The sequence below is a fragment of the Treponema sp. R80B11-R83G3 genome (assembly GCF_054786115.1).
On the sequence record NZ_BDHF01000609.1, the window covers coordinates 104,359 to 120,938 of the forward strand.

Consider the following 16,580-nt stretch of genomic DNA (forward strand, 5'->3'; position numbering starts at 1 on the left):
TAAAGTCTAAAATGTTTCCTTAGAGGAAATATGCTGAAAAAATTTAATTACATTCTCGGCATTTTACTAAAACCACTGCGTTTATTTAAACAGCGTTTTCCGCTCCTATCCTACATTGTAAACAGGCTTATAACCATGTCTGTTATGCTTTTCCTTCTAGGACTTGCGGTCTTTGGGCTTATGGCGCTCGCGCCCGGAGACATTGTAGATCAGATAATGATGCAGCAAATGTTCAACGAGAATCAGGGGAAAGCCGGGCAAAACTGGCAAACGATGACCGATGATCAGCTTGCCGCCCGAAGAGCGGAACTAGGGCTTGATAAGCCGTTTTATCAACAGTATTTTCTCTGGCTTAAACGCGTTATTGTTGAGCATAACCTCGGAGTAAGTTTGATTTCACGCGCGCCTGTTTCTTTTCTGCTTTCCACAAGAATAGTAAATTCATTAATCTTAAATATTATATCGCTTGTTTTTATCACAATTTTTTCATTCGCGTTAGGCGTTTATTTTTCCACTAAGGCGGGGACAAAAGCCGATTACGCAGTAACATTTTTCGCCCTTGTGCTTCATGCCTTCCCCGGATTACTGCTTCTTATACTATTACAGCTCTTCGCCTCCGTATCGGGACTTTTTCCCGTAACGGCATACCCGCCCTTTCCTTTTTCACAGGCTCCCGGCAAGTTTGTTTTCTCTTATATGCATCACATATTCCTGCCGCTTTTTGCTTCGTTCTTAGGCGGGATTGGCGGTTCCTTAAGAATGATCCGCGCCACCATGCTTGACCAGCTTGGACAACCTTACATCATGTCATTGCGCTCACGCGGCATAGCCGAATGGCGCGTTTATTTCGCCCACGCTTTCCGCAACACGCTTAACCCCTATATCACGGGAAGCGCCAATCTTTTAGCCGGCCTGTTTTCCGGCTCACTGATACTGGAAATAATTTTTGCCTACCCCGGCGTGGGAAGGCTCATGTACGAAGCCGTTCTTCAACAGGACATTAATCTTGTGCTGGCAAACATAATGTTTATTTCTTTCCTTGTGCTGACAGGCATGGTGTTAGCTGACATAATGCTGGCTCTTGTAGACCCCCGTATCAGGTACGGGAAAGAGTAAAACGTGAAAAAGTTTTTTAACTATATAAAAATTAGGCCAGTTGCCATAATTTCATTTATCTGCCTTGCCGCTCTTTACTTTGTGATGCTCTTTGCGGAATTTTTTGCCCCATATTCGCCTAACACCTCTTTTGCGGATAAAAGTTACCACCCGCCCAATGCCCGTTTTTACAAGGGAAAATTTCAGGCGCAGGAAATGCGGACGACAAATACCGTGACATGGAAGTATGTGCGCATCCGCGATCTTTATTCCCAAATTAAATTATTCGGTAAAGGGGAGCCGTATATGCTGTGGGGATTCATTCCCGCAAACCGCCATCTTTTTACAACCGCACAGGGCGATTATCCGGTTTTCCTCATGGGCGCGGATAATCTTGGAAGGGATCTTTTTTCACGCATTGTCTACGGTTCGCGCGTCTCCCTTACTATCGGTTTTGTAGCGACATTTATCTCACTTGCCCTTGCCGGGCTTGCAGGAGGCCTTGCGGGTTTCTTCGGCGGTTTTACTGATTGGTCCATCATGAGAACATCAGAATTTTTAATGCTTATCCCGTCCCTGTACCTGATACTTTTTCTGCGCTCCCTTATGGCATCTAACATGGATCCAGGCCAGTCTTACATGATGATAACGGTAATACTCTCCCTTGTAGGTTGGCCAGGCTCCGCCCGCACGATAAGGGGCATGGTACACGCGATAAAGCGCGAAGAATTTGTCCTTAACGCTAAATTGGAAATGATTCCCTCCGTGACAATTATTTTCAGGCACATAATTCCGCAAATAGCGAGCCTTCTTATTGTCAGCGTAGCCCTTAGCATTCCGGGTTTTATCATGACGGAGACGGTTCTTTCCTATCTTGGATTGGGCATTACCGACCCCGCCGTAAGCTGGGGTTCCCTTATTAAGCGCGATTTGTCAACAATAGCGAATTTAAGAGCGTTCCCATGGCTTTTAACTCCCGTATGGTTTTTGTTAGGCGTAACTTTAGGCTTTAATTTCATAGGAGACGCTCTCAGGGACTTCTTTGATCCGTATCATATAGGCGGAACCAAAAATGAAAAATGGCGATTAATAAAATTGCTTCAAAAAATTTCCCGATTTTTCAATCCCCGTTCCCGTCTCCCCGCTCCCCAAGACAGCAACGCTATTACCCCACTCCCCAAAGCGACAACGCCGCTACCCCACTCTTCACTCCTCACTCCTCACTCCTCACTGCTCACTCCACTTCTGGCAGTCCGCGATCTCACTGTAACTTTCAACGTCCAACGCGGCAGAGACTATGTCGGCATTCAAGCGGTACGCGGAGTTTCATTTACCCTGCAAAAAGGTGAAACATTAGGCATTGTAGGGGAAAGCGGCTCTGGAAAAAGCGTAAGCACTTTGGCGATTCCCGGACTTCATCCTAAAAACGCGGATATTTACGGGTCTATTTGCTATGAGGGCAAGGAATTAATAAATCTTGAAACAGAGGCGTTACGTGAATACAGAGGGAAAAAAATAGGCATGATTTTTCAGGAGCCGGGACGCTCTTATGATCCGCTCCAAAACATAGGCGGCGTATTTTTTGAAACGTTCAGAAACACTGAGCCTGACATTACCAAAGAAGAATCCGCAAAACGCGCCGCGTCTCTTCTTGAAGAAACGGGGCTTGATAACGGCACTGAGCGCCTATCTAATTTTCCGCATCAATTTTCCGGCGGACAGCTCCAGCGCATAGGAATCGCCCTTGCCCTTGCGCAGGGCTGCGAACTTTTAATCGCAGATGAGCCGACCACGGCGCTTGATTTGACAATTCAAAAACAGATAGTGGAACTTTTAAAAGCCCTGCGGCGAAAGCGCAATATTTCAATCATCTTTATCAGCCATGACATTGATTTAGTAGCGGAAATATCAGATCGCATAATGGTGATGTACGGCGGCCTTATAATGGAATCCGCAGGCGCGGCTGAAATTACAAATAACCCGCTCCACCCCTACACTGCCGTTCTCCTTGCCGCCTCTCCGCGCTTCGGGAGTCATTATTCCAAAGAGCGTCTTTTAACCATTCCGGGAAAAGTGAGCGATCCTGCTAATCCGCAGCCCGGATGCCCCTTCGCGCCTCGCTGTGAAAAGGCAGGGGCTGAATGTACACGGGAAATTCCTGCTCTGCAAGTCAAGGATGGGCATGAGTTGCGCTGCTGTATTGGATAACGAAAGATTTACCAAGAATTCTACCACGAACCACACGAACCAGAGCGAACGAAGAGGGATTAGAGTTTACCACAGATAAGCGCGTTAGACAGGAACGAAGGTATAAGTAGTTTTTGTTCGTTATCTTCATTCGCTTCCTGTTCGTGTGGTTCGTGGTAAATTATTTTTTATTCTTCATCTTTAGCTAACAATTTATCGCGGTTGCGTTTATATAGTTCGTTATCGGGGTCAATTTCCAGAGCGCGGACCAAATCGGCAATGGCCTGTTTATTGTCGCCTTTTCTTTTATGCGCCACGGCGCGGTTATTGTACGCGGAGCTATTCAGCGGATCAAGACGGATCACATCGGTATAATCGGCAATGGCGCTGTCAGTGTCTTTCAGTTCCAGATAAGTATCGCCGCGCTTGAGCAAGGTATAAGCGTCCTTAGGATTAAGACGGAGCGCTTCGGTGAGATTTTCCAGAGCCGCCTCGTAATTTTCAAGCTGATAATAAACATTTCCCTTGTTGCACCATGCCTTGTCATAATTACTGTTAAGACGTATCGCTTCGTTAAGTTCCGTAAGCGCTTTGTCATATTCCTCCATATCCATGTACAGCACGCCAAGGTTATTGTGGGCATCTACATAATCCGGTCTTAACTGAAGAGCTTTTTGATAATCAGCTAACGCCTTTTCATACTCATTTTGGGCAAGGTACACATTACCTCGGTTATTGTACACGATAGAGTCCCGTCCATTAATACGAATTGCCTCGTTGTAATCGGCAAGTGCCGCGTCAAGATCGCCTTTGAGCTTATAGGCCATGCCTCGATTTACAAAAGCATTGGAAAAATATGTTCGTATATTGATAGCTTCGGTGGAATCGGCAATAGAGCCGTCATAATCGCCTGTTTGCAAACGGGAATAACCTCTGTTGTACCAGGGGAGATTCCATTTAGGATTTAAGCGGATCGCTTCGGTATAGTCCGCAATAGCTTCATTGTGACGGCCTTTTGAATCACGGTATACGCCTCGGCCGTTCCATACAAACGAGATTGGCGGAAGCGGACGTTCCTCCATAGCGGCAATGGCCTTTGCCCGTTCGTCCGCCGAAATACCTGTAAACTGCCACTTGTTGCCAAAAAGCTGATAAGTTCCCGCCATGCATTTATTCTTTTCGTAAAAATCATCAAAAGAGCTGTCGCCAAAACCTCTGTAACCAAATGAACTATCCAGCGCGACGCCTTCTCCTATGGTTATCCGCGTTATATCATTTTCTTCAAACGCTAAATATCCGATGCCGGCAACGCTGTTCGGTATGGTCAATTCGGTAAGTTTATTTTTTGCAAATGCCCTTTCCCCGATATAACCAACGCCATCGGGAATTTCTACGCTGTCGATATTGTTCCATCTGAACGCCCAATATCCAATTATAAAAACGCTTTTAGGAATAATAATACGGGTAAGGCCTTTTTTGTTAAAAAACGCCTCCCTGCCAATTTCGCTAACCGGCAAATCACGTAACACAGGCGGAATAATTACCGTCTTTTCCGCTCCCGTGTAACCAATGATAGATATTCCCTCGCCGCTTTCCAAAATCTGCGTCTTAAAATTATTTACATCGTCATATTGTTGCGCGGATATGGCGAGGGCTGTAAATAAAAAAAGCGCAGTTATTATAAATTGATTTATAGGCTTCATCTCTGATTTTTTTATTATACAGGGTTATGGAGCGGATTGCAATATAGGGTGACTGTCACCCTATGGAGGGTGACTGACACCTTTTGGCTTGATTATGAAAGAAAAAATCTTTATACTATTAACTGTCTTAAAAGGGGTGTTAAAATGAAACGTATTATTTTGTTTGTTCTTATGGCGGGTTTATTTGTTATCAATCTTGCCGCGCAACAACTGACACAAGCGCGTATGGAAGTTAATTATAACATCAGCGATTCCGTCGATAATATCGGAAATTTGTATATTCGTTATAATGCATATCTTCCCTCTGTTTTAACTTTTGTTAATAACAACGGTTCCGTAACGGTCTGTTCTTCAGACGCGAAAAACACCTACATATATGAGTATGACATCAATCTGAAAGAACAAAAAACATTGTCATTTCAAAATGAACTTGGCTCGTTAGGCGCTTTTACCAAAGACGGTGACGGCAACTATTATTTTTTCTACGGAATCCAGGCAGTCAATCAAAATATGGAAAATATGGCAATGGTTAAATATGATAAAGACGGTGAAAAAATCAAAACTTATAAACTTAAGGCGCAAGCTCCAAATAGTTTTGACGGAATAAAGAATCCGTTTAGGTCAGGAACCTGCCGTCTTGAATTATCCAGTTCCATGCTTGCGGTTTATTTTTCCCGTCTAATGTTTAGCGGTCATCAGGCGTCTTACGGTTTTGTGCTGGATAAAGATACGTTTGAAAGAATTGATAAGGGAGCCGCGACAAATGCCGAAAGAAACGGAGGCTATCTAGAAATGCCCTATGTCAGCCATTCTTTTAATGAGTTTATCCTTCCCATTGATAACGGTTTTGTTTTTGCCGATCACGGAGACGCGTATCCAAGAAGTTTTACTTTTGCTAAATTTTTAAATAAAAGCGCCACTAAACGGGTTCACGCGTTCGGTTTTCCGGGTGCGATAGGGGCAAATGCGACATACGCGGAAATGGGCGGCTTGGCAAAAACTTCCGACGGTTATATCTTTGCCGGAACATACGGAAGAGAAATAAATAATCCACGAAATCTTTTTGTGCTTACTTTTGATGAAAATATGTCTTCCTGCTCCGCTCCAATTTATTTGACAAAATACACAAGGAACGACGGACACGCCGGTCACCCCAAAATTGTCCAAGTTGATACCGATCGTTATCTGCTATTATGGGAAGTTTTTAAGTTTTCCACTCAAGCCGCGAATATTATCGAAAGCGTCAAGACGGAATATCTATCTACCTATATGCTCCTCATAGATGAAAAAGGCAAGGCAATTTCAGAGCCGCAGGAACTAAAGGGTATTCGCCTGAATATTAACGATACTTTGCGTTTCAATCCGCATAATGGTAAAGTTTATTGGGCGATTAACGAGGGAAGCAATTCAATTATTGTATATGCGTTGGAGATTGGGGGGTGATTGACATCTTTTAGGTTTACCGCGCAGCAAGCCGAAAAACAACGCCCGCTCTCTGCCGCAATAAACTAAAATATTTACGGCTTTAGGATAACGCTGGAAAGTTTTTGCATATTTTCAGCGGCGATTTTCAGGTATGTTTGCGCTTTTATCTTCCCCTTTCTTTCCGTGCTTTTTCAAGGTTCTTCTTAATTTCAGTGTTTTTTGGGTCAAGACGCAATGCGGTTTCAAAGTTGGCGATGGCGCTGTTATAGTCCTTCTTCAATAAATACACAATGCCGCGGGCATCATAGGCATAAGCGGCATTCGAATCAAGCCGTATTGCCTCATTAGCGTCCGCAAGCGCCTTTTCCACATCCCCTTTTAGATAATATGCCCGACTTCGAGTGTCATAAATATAAGCTTTATCCGGCTCTAATTGTATTGCGATGTCAGCGTCCTTAATTGCGTTTTCCCAATCACCTTTTAGATAATAATTCCAAGCTCTATTGTTATACATAAAAGCGTAATCCGGTTCCAGCTGTATCGCCTGAGTATAATCTGCAATGGCTTTGTCATATTCGCTTTTTTTACCATAAGCGTAACCACGTTTAAAATACGCGTCAGCGTAATTTGGGTTAAGCTGTGTCGCCTGAGTTAAATCGGCAATGGCTTTGTTATAGTCGTTTTTATCACAGTATGCTAAACCTCGGTAGTAATACGCACCAACGTAATTGGGGTCAATCCGTATCGCCTGAGTAAAATCGTTAATGGCTTTGTCATAGTTTCTATTACTAGCGTAAGCTAAACCTCGTTCGTAATATGCATAAGCGTAATTGGGTTCAAGTCGTATCGCTTGAGTTAAATCGTTAATGGCTTTGTTATAGTCGCCTTTACAGCTGTATGCAAAGCCCCGGTAGAAATACGCGTCTTCGTTTTTTTTGTTAAGATTTATCGCCTGAGATAAGTCGATTATAGCATTATCATAATCCTCTTTATCAATGTATGCTTCACCCCTGTTTAAATACGCGTCAGCGTTTTTTGGGGCGAGCCGTATCGCCTGAGTATAATCGCTAATGGCATTATCATAATTGCCATTATTACTGTATGCCAAACCCCGGTTGTAATACGCGTCAGCGTTATTTGGATTAAGCCGTATCGCCTGTGTAAAATCGTCAATGGATTTGTCAGAGTTTCTACTGCCAACGTATGCTAAACCTCGCTTGTAATACGCGTCAGCATTATTCGGGTTAAGCCGTATCGCCTGAGTTAAATCATCAATGCCTTTGATAAAGTTTCTATTGCCGACATAAGCTAAACCCCGGTAGAAATACGCGTCAGCATTATCCGGGTTAAGCCGTATTACTTGAGTAAAATCGTCAATGGCTACTTTATAGAAAATGTCGCCTTTAATAAAGTAAGCTAAACCCCGCTCGTAATACGCGTCAGCGTAATCTGGGTTAAGCCGTATCGCCTGAGTTATATCGTCAATGGCTTTGTCATAGTTGCCTTTATCTCTGTATACTAAACCTCGTTCGTAATACGCATAAGCGTAATCTGGGTTAAGCCGTATCGCCTGAGTTATATCGTTAATGGCTTTGTCATAGTTGCCTTTATATTTGTATGCGATACCTCGGAAGTTGTACGCTGTAGCACTTTTCGGGTAAATCTTTATCGCCTGTGTATAATCGGCAATGGCTTTATCATAGTCGCCTTTATCTCTGTATGCGTTACCTCGGTAGGTATACGAAATATTACTTTCCGGATAAAGCCGTATTTCTTGAGTGAAATCGGCGATGGCGCGATCATAGTCCTTTTTTTCTAAATACATACCACCGCGAAAAATATAAATTCCTATATAATCCGGGTTAAGCCGTATCGCCTGAGTTAAATCGTCAATGGCTTTGTCATAGTCGCCTTTATAATAATATACTTGACCTCGGTCGTAATAGTAACTAAATTTATTCTGGTTAAGCCGTATCGCCTGCGTAAAATCGTCAATCGCTTTGTCAAAATTACCTTGGGTTCTGTTGTATGCCAAACCTCGGTTGTAATGCGCATCAGCGTTATTCGGATTAAGCCGTATCGCCTGAGTAAAATCGTCAATGGCTTTATCATATTCAAATTTCTTTAAGGCGGCAATACCGCTGTTAAAATAGTCATTTGCGTTTTGCCCCCATAACGCCGTTTCTGCTGTAAGTGCCAGCAGGGCAGTTGCCATAAGCCAAATGTAATTTTTTATCATTCTCATTCTCCTTAATTATATAAAATATTTACGTTCATAGGAAACGCCGATGGTATCATGCAATGGTGCGTTACCACATAAAATTACATATATTTTTATATATCTTCTTCGGGATTATCGTATTTGTCAATGCTTATATTTTTCCTTTTTATTAATTGTAAATAATCTCTCTGTCATCCTGCAGACCACATTGAAAATTTGGTAAAAAATGAGTATAATGAAATTGCCAAACGCCGAAAAATGGCTTCTGAAAAGAAGTAGCTTGGCGACAGAAACAGGTCGTAAATTGAATGAATGAACGGGAAAGCAAGATACTGGAGCAAGCTCAAATAGAAGAATTTGAAGACTGGCTCATTGCAAAATTTAATGAAAGCGGCAGGGCTGATTATTACAGCTTTCTACAGGAAATATTTATTAATTTTGTGAATGATAAAATAGTGTTGGATTCGTTCATGAAGAACAGAATGCAATACCGAAATATGGAGCAAAGTGTCGCGTCATGGTGTAAAGTTGACACTAGTATTATGTCACTAATTAAACAGTGGATAAAGGCGTTTAAGTTTAATCCTCGCATTTTCTGTGGTAAATCTCCAGTCCGTCTCTGAGCTTTCTCGCCTCCTCAGGAGGAAACGCCTTATAAAGCGAGCCTATGGAATGAATGTCAAAGTTGTCTACCACCAAAACGATTTTCTCGGCATCGGGGAAATCAACCGTTACCAGTTTTTTTATTTGATGGGCACAGTCCAGCCTTGTCCGGTGTCCGGTTACCTCCGCCATTTTTCAAGCGGGGCTGAAAACATGAATATCTCGCATGTCCCGTTACGCTTATATTCAGTGTCGTAACGGGCGGATTTCCCCGGTTCGGCGGGATGCACCATTCCCGGTTTTGCCACGGCTTGATTTCGTTTTTTTAATGTCCTTCGGATTGTTTCGTGCGACACCGTTTTAACGTCGGTATGCGCCAAAGCGCTCCATGTGTCGCGTAACAGGCGTAATGTCCAGCGCGTTCTTCCTTCAGGTTTCTCGCTACACGTTAACGCTATTAAGCGCGCTTCGTCTTCCCCTCCAAGTTTCTTTGGCCTGTGGCCTCTTGGCTTCCCCGCAAGCGTTACTTCAAACCCTTCTTCGACAAACCGCTGCCTCAATTGTTCCAGCCCCCGCCGGCTCAATCCGGTTCGTTCCGCTATCATGTCATCGGCGTATTTCCCCCTCTTGGTTTCCATGCGGAAATCTTATTCTGTTTTATACACTATGTAAATAGTGACATAATACTAGTGTCAACTTTACACAAGGACGCGACACGATTAGCACCTTCTTTATCTCCAGCTTTCCACAATTCTGCGGCTCGGCATCCTATGGCAAGTTTTTCATCTAAAGTCATGGTTTGTTGCATAATTTATTCATTGATTAATAGTATATATATCTGCCGTGCATTCGGCAAGGGTAAAATACACTGTTCGTGTAGCGAACTAAACATCAAACGCAAACGCCGCATATCCAACAAATGAATCGGGAACTACGCTCTTATCGGCATCGGCGCTTGTGGCATAAGCCAAAAGCCGCGCTTTTTGCAATCCTTCTTCTTCGGCAAACCCCATTGCACCTAACACAGCGCCGGCGGAACATGAGGAATAATCCTCCTCAGCGCGGCTCAGGACTTCTTCGCTGTTACCTGATTCAACCGCTTTAATAAAAACTGCGTCGTTTACCTCGCGAACCCAGCGCAGGGCCGCTTCTCCGTAGCCGTGCGGCGAAAAGCCGTAATTTCGTCCGTAGTGGGTTAAATCCGTGGAACCAAAAACCGCAATTTTACGGTTTAATTTCGCCGCAATCCGCGACAGGGTTTTTCCGCTTTCAAAAGAACCTATCGAGGCGGGAAGACGCAACCACAGTAAATTCGCCTTTGGGAAAAAATAGTGCGCCATTGGCAAAAGAACTTCTACGGTGTTATCGCGGTAACCGTCTTTCGCGCCGCCGATTTCTTTCAACAAAGCGGAGCGTAAAACTGCATCTATGGGCATGGAGCCAAAGGGGGTTCTTGCCGCGTCTTCCATGGCGAAAAGAGGCGGGCTTTCCGCGCCCAAATGACCGCCAAAAATAACGACGGTTTCCGCGTCACGTTGAAGGCTTGCCGCCCCAAGAGCCGCTGTCCTGCCGCTGTAATACCAGCCGGCATGGGGCATAATTGCGGCGCGGCAGGAGCGTTTTACATTATCAAACTCTGATAAAAACGCGGAAACCGCCTCTCCGTCACGGGGATACCACCCCGCAGGCAATGAATAATCTCTTATTTGCATATAAAAACTTCCGATAATTATATCAGAGAAATAATAAATATGGAAATAAAAAATAAAAAATCCGGGAATTCTTCGCCCGGAGGTTCAATTATTGCCGCCATTTGCATAGTCATTTATCTTTTCGCGCTAGTTCAGGGAGCGGTAAGAATCTATTTAAGTATAGACGGGCGTAAAATAACGGCGGAACAGGAATTTTCCGGAATTGCCGATGTTGCCCTGTCAGTCGGAAATCAGGGGTTCATGAATGATAGATTTATTAATACCATTAATAACGCGCTTACTTCCACTAAAAGCCTGGAAGCGCTGATAATAACCGGGCCTGACGGAGGAAACGCTTTTGAAAAAAGACCGGGACACGCCATCGCATGGGTAAACAACGAGCCAAGGTTTAAAAATAAATTCTATTTTTTAAACGAAAATCTTTACAAACCATTGGCAATTTCAGACCTGCGTAACGCAAATATTAAAGGCGTAGCCAATGCCTTTGACTATCCTGAATTTATCAAAATAATGAAAGAAACCTTATTTCTTATACTGATAGGATTCGCCGTTTCTTTCTTTACCTTGCTGATACAGTCGCTGTTGGGAAAAGGCTCAAAGCATGAGTCAGTTTTTGTGCCTATTGTTAAACCGGAAAAAAGTTCCCGCGTAATTAAAGATGCGGAACCATCCGGTCCAAAGGGGCTTTATTCTTCACGAAGCGGAATTGGCTGGGAAGAATATTTAAAAGACAGGCTGGATTCGGAATTGCACCGATGTTCTTCTTCAGAAAAAGATTTGGCTCTTCTTATAATGGATTTTACCGATATTAGCGAAGAGAGGGTTTTCAGGCAGGCCGCTGAAGAAGCCGTCACTTTCTTTACGTCGAGAGATCTGCTTTTTGAATACGGGGAAAGCGGCATCAGCGTTATTCTTCCCGGAACGGGGTTTGACGCGGCTGTGGCAATGTCGGAAAAATTTTACAAGCGCATAACGGAAAGATTTCCGAAAAGCTACAGTGAGGCTTACGGCCTTTGTATCGGCCTATCTGCGCGCTCAGGCAGATTGTGTAACGCCAGCCGTCTGATTCTTGAAGCTATGGAAGCGCTTAAAAAAGCAAAGAGCGATTCTAATACATCGATAATAGCGTTTAAGAGCGATCCTGATAAATACCGCGCGTTTATTGCGTCTCAAAAGTAGACGCGTCTTTAAAGAGTTTGTCCGCCTGCCATGTCGGAATAGAGTAAATATAATCCTTGCCGCTTACATTAGCAAAACGCCTCCCAGACTCGTCCGCCTCGCTAAAACGGATAGTCACAATACGGCCGTTCCCCAATTCCAACACAATGCTTGTTTTGTCAAACATCGGATCCGCGCTGTTAACTGAATTTTCAAAATTATCGCCTTCAATAGTTAATATCTGGCGTATATAAGCATCCACCGCGTTTTTATCCGGTTTTTCGACGCTGATGCCGGAAATTTCCCATTTTTTATTTTTACGTGAAAAAACCTGCGTCTCCTGCGGCGTGTATACCGACAATCTTTGCACTGCGCTTAAATCAATACTTCCGTTCTCCGTCTCGGGAATTAGCCTTAAGTTGTACCAGCTATTAACAGGGCTTGAAATATACGACTTAATCGCGTTGTCTCCCGAGCGGACTTCGTTCTGCCCGGCTTTGCGCAAATATATTTCATTTTTATTAACATCTTCATTCCCGACTACCAAATCAAGAAGAACAGTCTCCCCATAAATTGTAACCCTTGAGGCCGACTGTTCCAAACCAAAACGTTCATGATTGGAAGCGCTTGTTGAGCGCACAGTCCATGCGGAGCGGATTGTAAGGATTTTTAAAAAATCTTCCACCCGCAATTGCTTCGCCGGATATTCAAGTCCGTTATGCGAAACAAACCACTGGCCGTTTTTCTTTTTCAGTTCAAATTCATTATCCGCGTCTTTTATTGCAATTCTGATTGTTTTTTCGGCGGTTTTTGAATCAAGCCACGTATATGATGATGATTTGGAGCCGATGTCAGATGTAAAAATAACGCTCGCTATATATGTTACCGTTAATACTCCAATCAGCGTCCCAAGAAAAATAAGGCGGTTTTTATACGTCATTGTCTTTCTCCTTTACGGATTTTAATTCCATATTTCGCGCGCGCGTTTTGCGTTTTGACGCGATAATCAAGCCCGCAATAATTACCAAAAGCGGAATTAAACCGACATTTACAATTTGAATAACTTTCATTACGGCGGCGCGTTTTTTTGCGTCGGTTATTTTGTCAAAGCGGCCTGTCTGCGGCTGCCTGCCTCTTATGCCGATTATATCGTCATCATTTGCAAGCCAGTCGGCGGCGCGAAGCAGAAAATCAAGATTATGCCTCGCCTGTGTCGCATTTATCATATTGGTGGCAAAATCAGTATCCCCAACGACAATTATCCGCGATTCCCGCGCATTTACCGGCATATCAGGAAGTTCTTCCGCTGAGCCTTCGCGCGCAGGTTTTTCGCTTCCCCTGAAAAAACTCGGGAAAGTTCCATTTAATGCGGCCCCCAGAATCTTTACCCCTCTTGTTTCATCCGCTTCCATTTCAAGCATGTAGGGTATTTCCGGGCTTGTATAAAAATTATCTTTCATGGCCCAAGCTTGCGGAGTGCTTGCAAAAAGAACATCCGCCCCAACGGAAGAGGGCGGGGCTAATTCAAGCGGACTTGCCCAGTAAAGATCAAGGCCTGTAAAAGCCGAACTTACAGGATGTTTGGCGTTTCCATTATCGCCCAAAACGCCAATCCATAACGGATAACGCGTAATCCTGTACTGTATTGCGCCGTTTTGCGATCTTGTCTGATATTGTATAGTAAGAGCGCTGCGGTCAAGCGCGAGTTCCTGCCTGACAATTACGCCGTAAGAAGCTATCATTTCAAGTAACGTCTGGTTTTTATAAAGCCTTGCATCTATGGAACCGCTAGCGGTATCTATGAAAACTCCCTCTACGGCAAAAAGAACTTTTCCTCCCTGTTGTATATATCTGTCAATACGGTAAAGCGCCCAGTCATCCATGTCTTCCACGCCTCCTAACACGAAGAGCGCGGGCAAATTATCAGGAATATCGTCGCCTATGGAAAGCAAACGAACTCTATAACCGGCTTCAGCTAACGTCGCTTCCAGATAACCGAAATCTTCCCCCCATTGCCGGAAACCATCGCCTACTATTACTCCTAACCAGCGTTCACTGTCATTAATCAGGGCGCGTATTCTTGAGGTAAGATCGTATTCAAGCGTATCAGTTGATAATACCCACGGAAGCACGTCCATTCTGTCAAGATACTCGATAACTATGCCTGAATATACGGTAACAAGGCTTGCGTTATCCTGTTCCACGGTCTGCACTTGCCGAGGCAGAAGACCGAGTTCATCGGCTTTTGAAAGACCGGCTTTTAACGGATCGCGGACAGTAAGGCGGATTTTTCCCCTTGAATATGCGGCGTATTCCCTTAACGTGTCTTCAATTTCGCCGGGCGCGGGAGTAACCGTCCTAAGTTTATTTGAAAGATAATAAGTGATACTTACAGGATCAGATAATTCTTTATGAAGGTTACGTGAAACTTTAGAAATAGTATACGCCTTGTTTTTTGTAAGATCAAGGCGCAGCCACAAACGTCCGCTGACCATTAACGCCAGAATAAACGCGATAACAGATAACGCGGTAATAATTATAACTTGTTTCTTTGTCATATTCCGCTATCTCCATTTCCTAAAAAGGATAACCCTTGTGTTGATAAATAAAAACAACGCGGTACTCAAGACAAAAAACGCAATGTCTCTTGAATCAATCAAACCTTTGGAAAAACTTTCAAAATGGAAGGAAAGAGAAAAATAATTAATCCCTTGCGCAAGCCACTGAGGAAGGTTAAGTACAAATGTAATATTATTAATAAGCATTACAGCCATTAAGATGACTGCGGTTCCAAGAAACGCCCCGCCCTGACTTTTGGAAAGGCAGGACAATAACAATCCCAACGCTGTCGCGCTCGCGCACAGTAAAAATATTCCAATGTATTCGCAAAAAATACTCCCAGCGTCAAAACTCCCAAGGCTTAACAGGCTTAGCGGAAGCGGTATTGTTAAAATCAGCATAACGGCAAGCATGCAAAGCGAGGAGAAAAATTTTCCCAATACAAGATCCCATTCGCTAAATGGCATGGTTAACAGCAATTCAACGGTGCCGGTTTTTCTTTCCTCCGCCCAGCTTTTCATCGTAATTACGGGAATGACAAAAATAAAAGCGACCGGAAACAAGCCGAAATAAGGGCGCAAGGTAGCCTGATCCATTGAAAAATACCGCTGGAAAAAGAACAGCCATATTGAGCATAACATAAGAAAAAAAACCGCCGCCCCGTAAAACGCCGGCGCGTATAAATACTGAAAAATTTCTTTCCGCGCCAAAGTGAGGGCGCGATATGGAATATATTTTTTCATTTACTGCGCTCCTTTTTCCTGATCTTGTTTTTGTTTTTTCTCATCGCTTGTAAGTTTAACAAAGATGTCCTCTATGCTGATTTTTTTCCTGCTCATGCCAAGTATTTTTAAATTCTGCGCTACCGCCCAATCAAAAATTCGCTCTCCGGGATTTTCATCTTCCGCTCCAGCCGGAACAAAGAAATTAGCGCAAACGCATCCGTCCGCCGTACTTTCAGTCATCACATTGGAAATATCACCTAATAACTGTAACTTGCCGCCGACAACTCCGGTATCAACAGGTTCGCACGCTCCTTTCAGGATTAGTTCCCATGTGTCGCCTCCCTTCATGGTACCGGCAATCTCTTCCGGGCTGCCTTGCGCCGCAATGCGCCCCTCGTTAATAATCAAAACCTGAGTGCAAATTGCCTCAACTTCCTGCAAAATATGCGTGGAAAGAATTACGGTTTTTCGTTTTCCAAGCTCTTTAATAAGGGAGCGAATTTCAATAATCTGGTTCGGGTCAAGGCCTGTAGTCGGCTCGTCAAGGATTAAAATCGGCGGGTCGTGAAGAATCGCTTGCGATAAACCGGCGCGTTGACGGTACCCCTTGGAGAGCGTCTCTATTTTGCGGCTGCGGAATGCTGTTAAGCCGCACGCTTCAAGGCTTGCGTTAATTGCCGCCTCACGTTCATGCACGGGAATAAACCGCGCTTGAGCGGCAAAGTTTAAGTACTCGTCAACTGTTAAATCCCCGTAAAGCGGCACATTTTCCGGCAGATACCCAATCCGCTTTTTAATTTCCAGCGGCTGTTCCTCAACGGAAATACCGTCTATATATGCCGTTCCGTCCGACGGAAAATGAAAACCGGTAAGGATTTTCATAACGGTAGTTTTTCCCGCGCCGTTTGGCCCAAGGAAACCCAACACCTGCTGGTCTCCTACGGAAAAAGAAACATCCGTAACCGCCTGCACATTTCCGTATTGTTTAGACAGGTTTTTTACTTCTATCTTCGCATTTGTGTTCATATTGTCATATTAGCAAATTTTATCAATATTGGGAACATGGTGGCTGTCCAAAAAGAAGGGAAGAATTTTTACCACAAACAACTACACGATGTATGCCCAAAGAATTTATTCAGTACAGTCAGGGCAGGGCTGCGGGTGGCAAAAACTCTGGGAGAATCTGCCTATG

The 16,580-nt window shown here is 43.9% G+C and carries 13 protein-coding genes; 5 read left to right on the plus strand and 8 right to left on the minus strand.

All coding sequences use genetic code 11. The features are described from left to right. The first annotated feature begins 30 nt into the window (after positions 1-30). Positions 31-1,116: an ABC transporter permease gene (locus ACYVRH_RS16530; RefSeq protein WP_461257941.1), complete on the plus strand. Its 1,086-nt coding sequence runs from the start codon at positions 31-33 to the stop codon at positions 1,114-1,116. A 3-nt stretch (positions 1,117-1,119) separates the two neighbouring features. Further along, positions 1,120-3,303 (plus strand): dipeptide/oligopeptide/nickel ABC transporter permease/ATP-binding protein, encoded by a 2,184-nt coding sequence (locus tag ACYVRH_RS16535; RefSeq protein WP_461257942.1) that lies wholly within the window; start codon positions 1,120-1,122, stop codon positions 3,301-3,303. Positions 3,304-3,470: 167 nt separating this feature from the next. Here ACYVRH_RS16535 and ACYVRH_RS16540 read toward each other — a convergent pair whose 3' ends face one another. After that, the gene (locus ACYVRH_RS16540) at positions 3,471-4,985 is read right to left on the minus strand and encodes a tetratricopeptide repeat protein (RefSeq protein ID WP_461257943.1); all 1,515 of its coding nucleotides are present in this window, start codon (positions 4,983-4,985) and stop codon (positions 3,471-3,473) included. 144 nt (positions 4,986-5,129) lie between these two features. On the opposite strand from ACYVRH_RS16540, the gene ACYVRH_RS16545 reads away from it, so the two are divergent. Then, positions 5,130-6,428, plus strand: coding sequence for a hypothetical protein (locus ACYVRH_RS16545; RefSeq protein WP_461257944.1), 1,299 nt, complete (start codon positions 5,130-5,132; stop codon positions 6,426-6,428). 145 nt (positions 6,429-6,573) lie between these two features. Here the strand turns inward: ACYVRH_RS16545 and ACYVRH_RS16550 are convergent, their stop codons facing one another. Next, the gene (locus tag ACYVRH_RS16550; protein WP_461257945.1) at positions 6,574-8,649 is read right to left on the minus strand and encodes a tetratricopeptide repeat protein; all 2,076 of its coding nucleotides are present in this window, start codon (positions 8,647-8,649) and stop codon (positions 6,574-6,576) included. A gap of 290 nt (positions 8,650-8,939) precedes the next feature. Between ACYVRH_RS16550 and ACYVRH_RS16555 the strand changes: the two genes are divergently transcribed. Further along, positions 8,940-9,254, plus strand: a complete 315-nt coding sequence (locus ACYVRH_RS16555) for a hypothetical protein (protein WP_461257946.1) — start codon at positions 8,940-8,942, stop codon at positions 9,252-9,254. A gap of 159 nt (positions 9,255-9,413) precedes the next feature. Here the strand turns inward: ACYVRH_RS16555 and ACYVRH_RS16560 are convergent, their stop codons facing one another. Further along, positions 9,414-9,872 carry a helix-turn-helix domain-containing protein gene (locus ACYVRH_RS16560; RefSeq protein WP_461257947.1) on the minus strand — a complete coding sequence of 153 codons (459 nt, stop codon included), beginning with the start codon at positions 9,870-9,872 and terminating at the stop codon, positions 9,414-9,416. A 246-nt stretch (positions 9,873-10,118) separates the two neighbouring features. After that, the gene (gene amrB / locus ACYVRH_RS16565; RefSeq protein ID WP_461257948.1) at positions 10,119-10,946 is read right to left on the minus strand and encodes an AmmeMemoRadiSam system protein B; all 828 of its coding nucleotides are present in this window, start codon (positions 10,944-10,946) and stop codon (positions 10,119-10,121) included. Positions 10,947-10,985: 39 nt separating this feature from the next. Here amrB and ACYVRH_RS16570 point away from each other — a divergent pair, with 39 nt between their 5' ends. After that, positions 10,986-12,125 carry a nucleotidyl cyclase domain-containing protein gene (locus ACYVRH_RS16570; RefSeq protein ID WP_461257949.1) on the plus strand — a complete coding sequence of 380 codons (1,140 nt, stop codon included), beginning with the start codon at positions 10,986-10,988 and terminating at the stop codon, positions 12,123-12,125. Here the strand turns inward: ACYVRH_RS16570 and ACYVRH_RS16575 are convergent. From ACYVRH_RS16575 to ACYVRH_RS16590, 4 genes are read right to left on the minus strand one after another with little or no spacing between them, the layout of a single operon-like run. Continuing rightward, positions 12,106-13,044, minus strand: a complete 939-nt coding sequence (locus tag ACYVRH_RS16575) for a DUF4340 domain-containing protein (protein ID WP_461257950.1) — start codon at positions 13,042-13,044, stop codon at positions 12,106-12,108. The genes ACYVRH_RS16570 and ACYVRH_RS16575 overlap by 20 nt on opposite strands. Beyond that, a complete protein-coding gene (locus ACYVRH_RS16580; protein WP_461257951.1) occupies positions 13,034-14,662 on the minus strand; it encodes a GldG family protein in 1,629 nt (542 codons plus the stop codon). Before ACYVRH_RS16580 ends, ACYVRH_RS16575 begins: the two co-directional genes overlap by 11 nt. Positions 14,663-14,668: 6 nt before the next feature. Beyond that, on the minus strand, positions 14,669-15,406 hold the full coding sequence (locus tag ACYVRH_RS16585; protein WP_461257952.1) for an ABC transporter permease: 738 nt from the start codon (positions 15,404-15,406) through the stop codon (positions 14,669-14,671). After that, positions 15,407-16,414, minus strand: coding sequence for an ABC transporter ATP-binding protein (locus ACYVRH_RS16590; RefSeq protein ID WP_461257953.1), 1,008 nt, complete (start codon positions 16,412-16,414; stop codon positions 15,407-15,409). Positions 16,415-16,580: the final 166 nt, after the last annotated feature.

Coding starts and splice junctions, on each gene's coding strand:
- ACYVRH_RS16530 (WP_461257941.1), top strand. CDS start 31: ATGCTGAAAAAATTTAATTACATTCTCGGCATTTTACTAAAACCACTG.
- ACYVRH_RS16540 (WP_461257943.1), bottom strand. CDS start 4,985: ATGAAGCCTATAAATCAATTTATAATAACTGCGCTTTTTTTATTTACA.
- ACYVRH_RS16545 (WP_461257944.1), top strand. CDS start 5,130: ATGAAACGTATTATTTTGTTTGTTCTTATGGCGGGTTTATTTGTTATC.
- ACYVRH_RS16550 (WP_461257945.1), bottom strand. CDS start 8,649: ATGATAAAAAATTACATTTGGCTTATGGCAACTGCCCTGCTGGCACTT.
- ACYVRH_RS16555 (WP_461257946.1), top strand. CDS start 8,940: ATGAATGAACGGGAAAGCAAGATACTGGAGCAAGCTCAAATAGAAGAA.
- ACYVRH_RS16560 (WP_461257947.1), bottom strand. CDS start 9,872: ATGGAAACCAAGAGGGGGAAATACGCCGATGACATGATAGCGGAACGA.
- amrB (WP_461257948.1), bottom strand. CDS start 10,946: ATGCAAATAAGAGATTATTCATTGCCTGCGGGGTGGTATCCCCGTGAC.
- ACYVRH_RS16570 (WP_461257949.1), top strand. CDS start 10,986: ATGGAAATAAAAAATAAAAAATCCGGGAATTCTTCGCCCGGAGGTTCA.
- ACYVRH_RS16575 (WP_461257950.1), bottom strand. CDS start 13,044: ATGACGTATAAAAACCGCCTTATTTTTCTTGGGACGCTGATTGGAGTA.
- ACYVRH_RS16580 (WP_461257951.1), bottom strand. CDS start 14,662: ATGACAAAGAAACAAGTTATAATTATTACCGCGTTATCTGTTATCGCG.
- ACYVRH_RS16585 (WP_461257952.1), bottom strand. CDS start 15,406: ATGAAAAAATATATTCCATATCGCGCCCTCACTTTGGCGCGGAAAGAA.
- ACYVRH_RS16590 (WP_461257953.1), bottom strand. CDS start 16,414: ATGAACACAAATGCGAAGATAGAAGTAAAAAACCTGTCTAAACAATAC.